General features: G+C 71.0%; 12 protein-coding genes, 1 pseudogene and 2 riboswitches. Of the genes and pseudogenes, 6 read left to right on the top strand and 7 right to left on the bottom strand.

Annotation, left to right across the window (positions count from 1 at the left end):
• Positions 1 to 136: 136 nt before the first annotated feature.
• Complete coding sequence (locus tag Q1N79_RS07205) at positions 137 to 436, bottom strand: VOC family protein (protein ID WP_300605827.1); 300 nt, start codon at positions 434 to 436, stop codon at positions 137 to 139.
• A 238-nt stretch (positions 437 to 674) separates the two neighbouring features.
• Here Q1N79_RS07205 and Q1N79_RS07200 point away from each other — a divergent pair, with 238 nt between their 5' ends.
• On the top strand, positions 675 to 1,892 hold the full coding sequence (locus tag Q1N79_RS07200) for a saccharopine dehydrogenase C-terminal domain-containing protein (RefSeq protein WP_300605826.1): 1,218 nt from the start codon (positions 675 to 677) through the stop codon (positions 1,890 to 1,892).
• Between the two features lie 12 nt (positions 1,893 to 1,904).
• Here Q1N79_RS07200 and Q1N79_RS07195 read toward each other — a convergent pair whose 3' ends face one another.
• The 4 genes from Q1N79_RS07195 to Q1N79_RS07180 form a co-directional block, all read right to left on the bottom strand.
• Positions 1,905 to 2,744 (bottom strand): hypothetical protein, encoded by an 840-nt coding sequence (locus Q1N79_RS07195; RefSeq protein ID WP_300605824.1) that lies wholly within the window; start codon positions 2,742 to 2,744, stop codon positions 1,905 to 1,907.
• A gap of 183 nt (positions 2,745 to 2,927) precedes the next feature.
• Positions 2,928 to 3,551: an acetate uptake transporter gene (locus tag Q1N79_RS07190; RefSeq protein ID WP_300605821.1), complete on the bottom strand. Its 624-nt coding sequence runs from the start codon at positions 3,549 to 3,551 to the stop codon at positions 2,928 to 2,930.
• Between the two features lie 12 nt (positions 3,552 to 3,563).
• A complete protein-coding gene (locus tag Q1N79_RS07185) occupies positions 3,564 to 4,559 on the bottom strand; it encodes a winged helix-turn-helix transcriptional regulator (RefSeq protein ID WP_300605820.1) in 996 nt (331 codons plus the stop codon).
• Positions 4,560 to 4,604: 45 nt separating this feature from the next.
• Positions 4,605 to 5,933 carry an MFS transporter gene (locus Q1N79_RS07180; RefSeq protein ID WP_300605818.1) on the bottom strand — a complete coding sequence of 443 codons (1,329 nt, stop codon included), beginning with the start codon at positions 5,931 to 5,933 and terminating at the stop codon, positions 4,605 to 4,607.
• 310 nt (positions 5,934 to 6,243) lie between these two features.
• Here Q1N79_RS07180 and Q1N79_RS07175 point away from each other — a divergent pair, with 310 nt between their 5' ends.
• Positions 6,244 to 6,525, top strand: coding sequence for a hypothetical protein (locus Q1N79_RS07175; RefSeq protein WP_300605816.1), 282 nt, complete (start codon positions 6,244 to 6,246; stop codon positions 6,523 to 6,525).
• Positions 6,526 to 6,537: 12 nt separating this feature from the next.
• Here Q1N79_RS07175 and Q1N79_RS07170 read toward each other — a convergent pair whose 3' ends face one another.
• Positions 6,538 to 6,864, bottom strand: a complete 327-nt coding sequence (locus Q1N79_RS07170; protein ID WP_300605814.1) for a DUF3040 domain-containing protein — start codon at positions 6,862 to 6,864, stop codon at positions 6,538 to 6,540.
• A gap of 77 nt (positions 6,865 to 6,941) precedes the next feature.
• Positions 6,942 to 7,011: riboswitch (Fluoride riboswitch) on the bottom strand.
• A 41-nt stretch (positions 7,012 to 7,052) separates the two neighbouring features.
• Positions 7,053 to 7,334: a DUF190 domain-containing protein gene (locus Q1N79_RS07165; protein ID WP_300605812.1), complete on the bottom strand. Its 282-nt coding sequence runs from the start codon at positions 7,332 to 7,334 to the stop codon at positions 7,053 to 7,055.
• A 333-nt stretch (positions 7,335 to 7,667) separates the two neighbouring features.
• On the opposite strand from Q1N79_RS07165, the gene Q1N79_RS07160 reads away from it, so the two are divergent.
• From Q1N79_RS07160 to Q1N79_RS07145, 4 genes and pseudogenes are all read left to right on the top strand, one after another.
• Positions 7,668 to 7,940, top strand: a complete 273-nt coding sequence (locus tag Q1N79_RS07160; protein WP_300605810.1) for a hypothetical protein — start codon at positions 7,668 to 7,670, stop codon at positions 7,938 to 7,940.
• A gap of 23 nt (positions 7,941 to 7,963) precedes the next feature.
• Positions 7,964 to 8,024, top strand: a riboswitch (Fluoride riboswitch).
• Positions 8,025 to 8,056: 32 nt separating this feature from the next.
• Entirely contained in the window at positions 8,057 to 9,580 is a 1,524-nt protein-coding gene (locus tag Q1N79_RS07155; RefSeq protein ID WP_300605808.1) for a hypothetical protein, read from the top strand.
• A 25-nt stretch (positions 9,581 to 9,605) separates the two neighbouring features.
• Positions 9,606 to 11,165: a hypothetical protein gene (locus tag Q1N79_RS07150; protein ID WP_300605806.1), complete on the top strand. Its 1,560-nt coding sequence runs from the start codon at positions 9,606 to 9,608 to the stop codon at positions 11,163 to 11,165.
• Positions 11,143 to 11,722: pseudogene (locus tag Q1N79_RS07145) on the top strand (hypothetical protein); the annotation flags it as partial. The gene Q1N79_RS07150 and the pseudogene Q1N79_RS07145, both read left to right, overlap by 23 nt.

Raw genomic sequence — 11,722 nt, 5'->3', positions numbered from 1 at the left:
CGTATCCGCCGTCGATGCCGTACCTGGCCCGCTGTCCGGCGCGACCGCCGCGACCCGCGGTCGTAACCCCCGCGACTGGCTCCACACCGCCAGTGTGCCAGTCGCTGACCGTGCTGCCGGCGTCAGCCTCGCCGGATCAGTTGATATCGAACTCGTTGCCTTCCGGGTCCTTCATCCCGACCGCGTAGAAGTTCTCTTCGCCGGACAGCACACCAGTGATGGTGGCGCCCAGGCCGGCCAGCCGGCTGGCCTCCGCATCGATCCGCATCCGGCGAGTCTCGATCGGGTCCGTCCACTCACCGCCGGCGCGGATGTCGAGGTGCAGCCGGTTCTTGACCACCTTGGCATCGGGGACGGCGTGGAACCAGATGCCCGGCCCGTGGCCCTCCGGGTCGGTGATCCGGTCCGCCCCGTCGGCCAGCTCCTCCTCGGGCACCCCCAGCTCGCAGGCGAGCTGGCGCCGGTTAGGCCGTTGCCTGGCGGAGCATGGGACACCCCCGCTGTGGACTGTAAAGCCCAGTCCGCTCCGTGGCTGAGCGGGGCACTTGCGGGCCGGTAGTTACCGTCGGGGGGTCACCGGCTTAGGCTGAACCAAGTCCTGTGCGTCGCGCGGTAACGTCTGGCGGGATCGGCCTGCCGGGTCCGCCGTCGGGCAATCAATCGGGAGGCGCATGATGCGAGTGCTAGTCGTCGGCGCTGGCGGAGTAGGGTCGGCGGTCGCGGCAACGGTCGCGCGGTGGGATCTCTTCGAGCGCGTCGTCATGGCCGATTATCACGAGGAGCGGGCGCGGCGGGCGATCGCAGGGGGCGGCGACCGGTTCGCCGCGGTGCAACTGAACGCGACGGACGAGCAGGCGATTGCGGAGCTGATCAGGGCCGAGCGATGCGATGCCGTGCTCAACGCGGTCGACCCGCGGTTTGTGATGCCGATCTTCCGCGCGGCCCTCGCCGCTGGGGTTACCTACCTCGACATGGCGATGTCGCTGTCCCACCCGCACGCGTCCGACCCGTACCGGCAGCCGGGGGTCAAGCTGGGTGATGAGCAGTTCGCACTCGCCGGGGAATGGGAGCGCCGCGGGCTGCTGGCGCTGTGCGGCATCGGGGTCGAGCCGGGGCTGTCGGACGTGTTCGCCCGCTACGCGGCAGACCGGCTGTTCGCGTCCATCGACGAGATAGGCGTCCGCGATGGCGCGAACCTGGTGGTCGAAGGGTACGAGTTCGCCCCGACGTTCTCGATCTGGACGACGATCGAGGAGTGCCTGAACCCGCCGATCGTCTGGGAGCGCGGCAGGCAGTGGTACACGACCGAGCCGTTCAGCGAGCCGGAGACCTTCAGCTTCCCGGCCGGGATCGGGCCGCTCGAGTGCGTCAACGTGGAACACGAAGAGGTCCTGCTGGTCCCGCGCTGGATCGATGCTGGCCGGGTGACCTTCAAGTACGGGCTGGGCGAGGAGTTCATCGGCGTGCTGAAGACGATCCACAAACTCGGCCTGGACTCGACCACCCCCGTCCAGGTGGGCGCGGCGGCCGTCTCGCCGCGGGATGTGGTCGCCGCATGCCTGCCCGACCCGGCCGGGCTTGGCGCCGCGATGTCGGGGCTTACCTGCGCCGGCACCTGGGTCAGCGGAACGGGCAAGGACGGGTCGCCGCGCGAGGTCTACCTGTACCACGTCGTGGACAACAGCTGGTCGATGGCTGAATACGGCTCGCAGGCGGTGGTCTGGCAGACCGCGATCAACCCGGTGGTGGCACTTGAGCTGCTCGACTCGGGCACATGGTCCGGCGCCGGCGTCCTCGGCCCGGAGGCGCTGCCGGCCGAGCCGTTCCTCGAACTCCTGAACAGCCACGGTGCTCCCTGGGCGTGCGAGGAGCGTACTCCCGCCGGGCACTGACACCCGCCGGCACTAGTAGGTGATGCCGGGGAACTGCCCGCGGGCGCGCTCAAGCTGGGCGGCCCGCCCGGGGGGCCAGCCGAAGGCGCGGGCGGCCTGGCCGCTCAGGTCCGCGGCCGCCGCGCCGCTGGTGAAGTGGACATACTCACCCCAGTTCATCCGCCGGGTGTAGGTCCCGTCCCTGTCGCGCGGGAAGTACCCGGCCAGCAGCGCGAAGAACCTGGCCATGACCGCGGCCTGCCCGCAGTCGCGCCACAGCGGGTAGAACCAGTCACGGAACCAGCGGGTACCCGGCCGCGGGAAATCATCCCTGTTCCCGGTGAACCGGCGATGCACGCGCCGGGCGGCGCCGTCCATGCCCAGCGCGGTATACAGGTCATAGATGTAGAACTCGGCCCACTTGCTGTCGCCCCAGATCTCGTAGGCGGGGGAGCCGTGGGCGCCGTTGTTGGCGCTCTCGACGGTGTGCCCTATCTCATGCGCGGGCAGTTCCGGGGCGAGAGGGTCGCCTTCCCGCCAGGTGTCCAGGCCGCAGTCGCTGACGTTGTGGTAGTCATGGACGGGGCTGACGTAATAGCCGGCGTGGCCGCCGCCATAACGCCCGGCATGGTGGATGGAATAGATCCGCGGATCGGGCCCGAACCCGTCCCCATAGGCCGCCTTGGAGTACTGCCAGACCTGGCTGATGTAGGGCGGCAGCCACCGGACCTGCCTCCGGCGGACGCCGGGGTCCAGGTAGATCGCGCAGTGGCTGTCGCTGTAGTACAGCCGCAGCAGCTGCCGGTGGTCGAACCAGTGCTCCTGCCAGGTCTCCGGCGGGCTATCCGCCCGCCGCTCCCGCTCCGCCTCCACCGGCCCTCCCGCCTCGTCAGGCAGCCTGCTGGCGCACAGCCGTCCGACTCAGGTCCAGGCCAGCAGGCTGAGACGATCAGCGGCCGACTGCTCACTACCCAATCCGCGGCGGGAGATAACCGTGGCTTCGGGGGCCGCGGGCAGGTCGGTGTCAGATCCCGCCCGCGGCCTGGGGTGCCTGAGCTAACGCAGCGGCGGAGGGCCGAACGGCAGCACCTTGCGCCCGAAGGTGGACTCGATGATGTCGCCGGCGGCGTGGTACCAGGCCAGGACCGCGAAGACGAGAACCACCCAGCCGCCGGCCTTGGTCACGCCGCTGCTGCTGGCACCCGCGCCGATCGAGAGCAGGACCAGCCCAACGAAGATCAGCCACAGGATGATGGCCAGCACCAAGTCGGTGCGCAGCGACGCCACCGCGAGGTAGAAGGTTATGACTGCGAAGACCGCCAGGAACAAGCTCGTCGCCGAGCTGAGCTGTGCGGCCGGAACACTGGCGGCGTACAGCGTCTCGAACGCCGCGAAGATGACCCAGAACGGTCCGTACGTGCCGAACACCGACCCTGCGAACAGGTTGCCCCGGGAGAACTCCAGGACCGCGACGATGATCTGGACCAGGCCGCCGAAGAAAAACGCCGCGGGCAGCACGATCGGCACGCCCGCGGAGTTCAGCAGGCCGGTCTGGTACATGCCCAGCATGAACGATGTGGTGGCGAACGCGGTCACCGCCCACGGCGCCGGGTTGGCCATCCCCGCCTTGGCTGGCGTCGGCGTCGACGCCTGCTCCGTTATCGCGTCGGATGTCGTCATTGTGCATCTCCCTTACTGTTTACTTGTTCGTGCCGCGCGCTCCGCGTGGCTTGTTTCATGTGGTCTTGGCTGCGGCTGGCATGCCCGCCAGCGCCGCAGGAACGGGCTCCGGCCGCCTGGATCGCGCAGCGGGATGCCGGCCCGCCGCATGAACCCGCGGACGCTCTCCGCGGCCTGGCCGGTAAGCAACTCGACGTGGTTCAGGCCGACGCCGCAGGTCCAGTACAGGTCCTCGACCAACGGCGCGGTCAGCGGCACGGGCTCGGGGAACCGCTGGCTGACCTCGCCGCCGGGTGGCACGCGCGGGACGCCGTACGCGGTCAGCGTCGCGTCGACAAGCGGATCCTCGTACAGGGCGCTGACCAGCTCGATCTCCTGCGGGCCCGACAGGGGTATCGCGCCGCCCGACCGGACCGGCAGGCCCAGGGCGTGCGCGCTGCGCAGCACCGTGTCCACGCACACCCCGGCGCACTGGCCGACCTCGGCCGCCGTCATGCCCAGTTCGCTGTAGAGAACTTGCAGGATGCCGGCGGGCACCGCCGTGCGGTCCTCGCGGTTCCACCCGCCGCGGGTGCGCGCCTTGATCCCGTACCGGCGCAGCCGCTCCCTGACCGTCCGCTCGGGCATGCCGAGAATCGCCGCGAGCTGCCGGGAGCTGAGCCTTGCTTCCGCATACAGTTCGCGCATGAGCTTCGGCAGGTCAGGGGGATCGCCCGGCCGGCGCTCCGGGCGCAGCCGGCCAGCGCCGCGGGGCCGCAACGGCACGCCGGCCGCGCGCAGCACCCTGGTTACCCGCTGCCGGTCAAGCCCCGTGCGCCGGGCGACCGCGTAGGTCGACAGCCCCCGGCACAGGTACAGGTGAGCCAGCCAGGCGGGTTCCAGGTCATCGTCCGCCGGCAGCTTGCCGGCGGGGTCGCCGTCCCTGTCCGCCTGGCAGTACGCGCACGCCAATCCCGCGCTCGCGCCAGGTACGCATGGACGGCATGCGTCAAGAATGGGCACGGACACACGGCCTCCTGTCCTCTCCGACAGGGACCGTTGGCGCAACCGCAATTACGGCGAGCCCCTCCGCCGTACCCGATCTGAGGATAGATCTCCGAAGACAGCCGGTAAAGGATCAGATCGGGACGGATCGCCACATTGCCGCCGGGCGATTGCGGCAGGCGACCTGCGTGCGGAGCGCCGGGCGGCGGCGCGTAACCTCGGCCTGGTCTGGCGGCGGACGGCGAGGATCAGCGGGATCGCGGCGAGCTCGGCGGCGACGCAGAACGCGACGAGCCCGCCTGCCGAGACGTCGACGAGGACGCCGATCACGACGCTGCCGAGCACCCAGGCCGTGCCGTACGCGGCGGTGAAAAGGCCGTAGGCGTAGGCGCGGCGGTCAGCGGAGACCATCGGCGCGACCGCCGCCGGGATGAGCGACTCCTGCACGCCCATGCCCAGGCCCCACAGCGCCGAGCCGGCCATGACGGCCCAGAAGCCGCCGAGGAACACCAGCGGGGCGTACGCGGCGGAGACGATCGTCAGCGGGACCAGCACCCCGATGCCAGCCCGGTCGAAGATGCGGCCGAGCACCAGCGACCCGGTGCCGCTGACGGCCATCGCGACCGCGTAGCACACCGGCGTGAGGTCCACCGACACGGTTCCCGCATGCTGGAAGTGGTAGGCGATCAGCGGGAAGTCGGCGAAGCCCGCGCCGGCCAGCGCCGCCGCGGCCAGGTACACCCAGAAAACACGGGGGAAACGGCTGGTGGTCGGCTGGGCCGAGTCGGCAGACAGGTCCCGCGGCCGCGGATAGAGCAGCCGGGCGACCGCGAGCAGCGACAGCATGACGGCGGCCGGAATCGCCAGCGCGGCGAACGCGGCCTTGTAGTCCTGATGGCTCACGGTCAGCACCAGCGCGACCAGGAGCGGGCCGAACATGGCGCCGAACTGGTCGAGCGCCTCGTGCAGCCCGAATGCCTTCCCGTAGCCGATCTCCTTCGCCGCGTGCGAGAGCATCGCGTCCCGCGGCGGGTTCCGTATTCCCTTGCCGATCCGCTCGGCGATGATCAACAGCGCGGCCACCTGCCAGCTCCCGGCCAGCGCGAGCAGCGGGACAGCCGACATCTGCACGATGTAGCCGCCGATCGTGACCGGCCAGTACCGGCCGGTCCGGTCGGCGCCAGGCCCGGACAGCAGCCGGATGTTGTAGCCGATGAACTCCCCGGCCCCGCTGACCACGCTGACCGTGAACGCCCCAGCGCCGAGCAACCCCAGATAGGGGCCGATAATGCTGCGCGACCCTTCGTAGGTGAAGTCGGCGAAGAAGCTCATGATCCCGACCATGACCACGAACGTCAGCGCCTTCGGCGCCACGGCACGCTGAGGTGTTGACGGCATGCGGGACCTCCCGGCTCAATGGCGAGGGACCGTCAGCGCGCCCGTCTTGCCTGGCCGCGTTTGCGGGGGTGGGCCCCATCACCCGGTGCGTGCCCATTCTGCCAGATCAGCCCCGGGGCGGCTTGGCTGGAATGAGCGGCGGCGGAGGGGTGCCCGCCTAATCCGCGCCAGCGCCTGCGCCCCTGGCTGCACCGGCTGAGCCAGGCGGGTGCGGCTCCCGGCTGGTCAGGTATCGTGGACGGCGGCGGAGGGGCTCGCCTTCGAATGCGGACGCCAACGGTCCCTGTCACGAAGGGGACGTGAGCCGCAGATGACCCAGGACTATCTCATCGGTGAGCTGTCGGTGCGGCTGGGGCTGTTGCAGGCCGTCGCGCAGCACGCCGCCTCTGGTGATGTAGCGAACCTGCGCCGCGAGGTCGAGACCAGGCCGGCTGCCTGGCTGGCAGTCGAGGTGACGCGGGCACTGGCGCTGGCCGACCGGCTGTGCTGGAACTCGCTGTCCGATGGTGATATCGCCGCGTTCAGCCGCCAGTCAGCGATCGGCGCCGACCTGCGCCTGTTCGGTGCCTGCGCCCGGCTGATCGACGACTAGGACGATGGCCGCTCACAGGCTGGCCAGGCTGACTCGGTGGCATAGGTAGCCCAGGACCGGGCTGACCTGGGTAATGACGAAACCCGCACAGGCTAGGGCCACGATGCCAAGGACCAGCCCGGCAGCCAGCATGGCGACGCCCGCTCCCAGGCAGGAGACGACCAGCACGGGGGGCGATATGCCGCGACCTGGCCGGTTGCGGGCGGCGGCCGGGCGAAGACCGCGGCCAGGTCCCGGCGGCCGCCCGGCCGCGAGGGCACGAGCGAGGCGCGGCTCGGTGGCCGCGAAGTCCTGCTCGATTTCGTCGAGAATCCGCTGGTCCCTGGCAGACAGCGACACGCGGATCACACCGCGGCCGGCGCGGCCACGCGCAACACAATCATCGAGGTGAACACGACGCCTCTCCCTAAACCGTCGCCGGAGTAGGGACCATTAGCGGGCGACTCCGCGTTTGGCGCGCAGGTGAGTCCCATCACCTCTGCTCGTGACGCTACTAGGCAGCGCGGCGGCTGACAATACGACGGGCGTCAGGCCGCGGCGCGGACCGCGCTCACCCGCCTGGCGGGCACGGTCTCGCTGGTGACCAGGCCCTGCTCGCCGGTGAGCTCGTCGATCGCGGAGAACGCGGCGGCGATGCGCTCGGGGGTGTCCACCACGATCGTGACCGCGGGGACGCGGCGGCCGAGCTGCAGCAGGCGGTCACCGTGCGGGGCGTGGTCGCCGTGGAAGCCCCAGACGCCGCGCAGGGTGGTCGCGCCGCCGATCCCGGCGGCGCGCAGCAGCGTCCCGAGCGCGCCGCCCGCGGGCATCGCGGCCGGACAGCACCGGCGGGGCGAGGATCGCGCCGGCAGGCGACTGGGGCACGCGGGAAGACTCCTCGGTCACGGTTGCATCCAGAGCTCAGCAGCCATAAGCCGCGGCTTCGCGGCGGTTCGGGGGGCCGAGACCCCCACGCCAGGACGTCATCTGGACGCTCGCCAGTCTACCGGTACCAGTGTGCTGCCTGGGACTCGGAGGGTGAGGCGCGCGTCACCGTCGGCCACGCCAGGCCGGCTGCGCTACCGTGAGCTGACGGCGGAGGGGCCCGCCGAGAACGCGGAGACGCCGCCAACGGTCCCTTCCTGGATGCCCTGGGGGCCGCCGTGGCCAAGGTAAGCGATGACGAGGTCCTGCTCATCTGGCGGGCGCTCATGACGTTCCGGTCGGGTTCCCGCCCGGCCTGCCGGCCGGCCGGCCGGCCAGCCAGCAGCCCGTGCCCGCTGCACGGCCAGTGCCCGCGCTGGGACGGCCCGGACGACTACCTGGCGGTCATGGAGGAAACACCGGAGCAGACGCAGCGGCGGCGCGCCGCCTGGCCGTGCACCCGGGTCGCGGACCTGCTGTCCCCGGACCTGCGGAGCATCGGGCCGCGATAGCCGGGCCGATGTAATGACGTACAATTGGGACAGGTGATGAAGCCCACCTGAACCGCCGCCCCGGCTGATGGCTTCTGCCGGATCAAGGAGCCGGTGGAGGTTGGGGTGACTTTGTCATGCCGCTTATTAGCGTGCTGTTCGGGCAGCCCGTCGAGGCTGGCGAGCCCGCGGAACCGTCGTTCTTCCCGGACCTGAACCTGGACCAGGTGTTCGCGGCGGTGGTGGCCGGCCGGGAGCAGTATGACCTGACTCCGCTGTTCCGCATTCCGCTGCGCGACGCCGCGGCGGTGGAATACCGGCACGCGGTGCTGCGGGACCTGTACGTCGATGCGACCGCCACGGCCATCGCCGAGTTCGCGGAGCGGATGCGGACCGTGCGCGATGGCCTCGCCCAGGCGCGCAAGCTCCGCTACCGGTACCAGAAGGAGGCCTGGTTCCTCGACGCGGCCCGCGGCTACTGCGCGGCGGTGCGCGCGCTTGCCGCCGCGTTCGGTGCGGCAGACCTGTCCTCGCGCGGCCTCACCGCGTTCCGCGAGTACCTGGCCGGCTACGCCGATTCGGCGGAGTTCGGCGGGCTGGCGGCCGAGGCCGACGAGGTCGCCGGGGCGCTTGACGGGGTGCGGTACTGCGTCAACATCCGGGGTAACCGGGTCACCGTCACGCGGTACGACGGCGAGGCCGACTTCAGCGCGGACGTCGTCGCGACGTTCGCGAAGTTCGCCGGGGGAGCGGTCAAGGACTACCACGGCCAGTTCTCGAACTGGCCGGAGATGAACCACGTGGAGGAACAGATCGCCGACCGGGTAGCCCGGCTGTTCCCCGACGTGTTCGGCGCGCTTGACGGCTTCTGCGAGCGGCACGCGGAATTCCGCGACGACACGGTGAGCGCCTTCGACCGTGAGGTCCAGTTCTACCTCGCCTACCTGGACCACATCGCGCCGCTGAAGGAGGCGGGCCTGGAGTTCTGCCACCCGCGGGTGTCGGCCGGCGAGAAGGAAACCGACGTGGAGGCGGCGTTCGACCTCGCGCTCGCCGCCAAGCTCGTACCGAGGTCCACGGCCGTGGTCACCAACGACTTCCGGCTGTCCGGCGCGGAGAGGATCTTCGTGGTGACCGGGCCCAACCACGGCGGCAAGACGACGTTCGCGCGGATGTTCGGCCAGCTGCACTACCTGGCCAGCCTCGGCTACCCGGTCCCCGCCCGGCGGGCGCGGCTGTTCCTGCCGGACCGCGTCTTCACCCACTTCGAGCGGGAGGAAGACCTGGCGACGCTGCGCGGCAAGCTGGAGGACGAGCTGATCCGGATCCGGGAGGTGCTCGGCAGCGCGACCGGGAGCAGCCTGCTGGTGATGAACGAGAGCTTTGCCTCCACCACGCTGCGGGACGCCCGGTTCATCGGCGAGCGGGTGCTTGAGACGATGATAGGGCTGGGCCTGCTCGGCCTGTACGTCACGTTCGTCGACGAGCTGGCCTCGCTCAACGAGGCATGCGTGTCCATGGTGGGCACGGTGGTGCCGGACAACCCGGCGGAGCGCACCTACCGGATCGTGCGCAAGCCCGCCGACGGGCTCGCTTACGCGACCGCGATCGCGCGCAAGTACGGGCTGACGTACCCTCAGCTGAAGGAGCGCCTGGCATGAGCGGGCAGGCGGGAGGCAGGGCAGCATGAAGGCCTTCCTGATGTACCCGGACCGCGACTTCAACCCCGCGGGCGAGCTGCCGTCCAACGAGCCCGACCTGGCCACGGACCTGGAGCTTGGCCCGCTCGTCGAGGCGATGGCCGACGGCGACGCGTTCCTGCTCGCCGTCGCCCGGCAGGGGATTCACTCGGGGCTGGCCAGCCCGGCGGAAATCACCTACCGCCAGCACGTGCTGGCCGACTGCGTCGCCCACCCCGTCGCCGTCCGTGACCTGTATAACCTGGCGGTCGAGACGATCAGCGCGGAGCGGCAGGTGTTCGGCTTCCTGTTCCGCGAGTCGCCCGACACGATCCTGCGGCGCTCCAGGCAGCTCATGGCGCTGTACGTGAAGTCGCTGCACCGGCTGGCGGACCTGGCCGCGAAGCACGCGCCGGGCTTCCGCTCCGAGGGGTTCACCCGGTTTTTCGCGATGCTCGCCGGCGAGCTCACCGACGGGTACTTCGCCGAGATGGAGGCTCACCTGGCCGACCTTGACTTCCGCCGCGGCGCGCTGGTCAGCGCGCGGCTCGGCAAGGGGAACAAGGGAGCCGGCTACGTGCTGCGCCGGCATCCGGCGGGCCGGGGCTGGCGGGACCGGCTGCCGGCCATGAACCGCGCCACGTTCGGCTTCACGGTCGCCGAGCGGGACGAGGCGGGGCTGCGCGCGCTGTCCGAACTGACCAGCCGGGGCGTCAACGACACCGCGAACTCGCTCGCCCAGTCGACCGACCATATCAAGAGCTTCTACCAGCTGCTCCGCGCCGAGCTCGGGTTCTACCTCGGCTGCCTGAACCTGCGCGAGCGGCTCACGGCCAGTGGCCAGCCAGTGTGCTACCCGGTGCCGGCCGGGATGCACGGGGACCGGCTGTCCGCCCGCGGCCTGTACGACGCGGGCCTCGCGCTTGCCCTCGGCGCCGGCACCGAGGGCGCGGACGGCGCGGATAGCGCGGACGACGGCGTCGTCGGCAACGACGTGGCCGCGGACGGCAGGCAGCTGATCATGATCACCGGCGCGAACCAGGGCGGCAAGTCCACGTTCCTGCGCGCCGTGGGCCAGGCGCAGCTCATGATGCAGGCCGGCATGTTCGTGCCCGCGCAGTCGTTCGCCGGCAGCGTCTGCTCGGGTGTCTTCACCCACTTCAAGCGCGAGGAAGACGCGACGATGGAGAAGGGGAAGCTGGATGAGGAACTCGACCGGATGAGCGCGATCACCGACCGGATCGCCTCGGGCGGGCTGCTGCTGTGCAACGAGTCGTTCGCCTCCACCAACGAGCGGGAGGGCTCGGAGATCGCCCGTCAGATCATCCGGGCTCTCACCGAGGCCGGCATCCGGATCGTCTTCGTCACCCACCTCTATGACCTGGCCGGCTACTGCTACGCGGCCAATACGGGCAAGGCCCTGTTCCTGCGCGCCCAGCGGCGGCCCGACGGGCAGCGCACGTTCAAGCTCCCCGAGGGCGAACCGCTGTCCACGAGCTATGGCGAGGACCTGTACCTGCAGGTGTTCAGCCCACAATACGAGGATGCGCGCGCCGCGGGTGCGTGAGGTGACCCGTGTCGGCACCGTGTCCCTGCTGCTCGCGCTCGCCGCGATCGGGCTCGGGGCGCGCGGCGCGCTGTCCGCCGCCCCGACCGCGGTGCTTGACGCCGCGAGCGGGCACGCGGCCACGGCCCTCGTGGGGGTCGTCGGCGGCGCGGCGCTGGCCGGCGGCGCGGTGCTCGTCGTCCTGCAGCTGCGCAGGCCCCGGCGGCGCGAGCGCGGGGACGACGACTTCGGGCTAGTGCCGTCGCGGCCGCCGGCGCCATGGTGGGCCAGGCCGCTCGGGATCGTCGTGACGATGGCCGTGCTCGCCATCGCGATCGCGGTCTTTCTCGACCGGGGCGGGAACGGGCACGCGGCCGCTGCCCGCGGCACGCCACCTCCGGCGCCCCTGACCACGCCGCGAGCAGGGACCGGCCACACCCTGCCGCCGGCTCCGGGGACGGTGTGGCCGACGGTAGCGTGGGTCATCGTCGCGGTCCTGGCGCTGGCCGTGCTCGCCGCGGTCGCGCGCCGGTCCGCGAAGGCCGCGCCGACGCCGGATGGCGCCGGGGGAACGCCCG

The organism is Trebonia sp., from assembly GCF_030042015.1.
In the GTDB taxonomy this organism is placed as follows: Bacteria; Actinomycetota; Actinomycetes; order Streptosporangiales; family Streptosporangiaceae; genus Trebonia.
The sequence above is the reverse complement of the archived record's forward strand: the minus strand, read 5'-3'. Positions and strand labels throughout refer to the sequence as shown.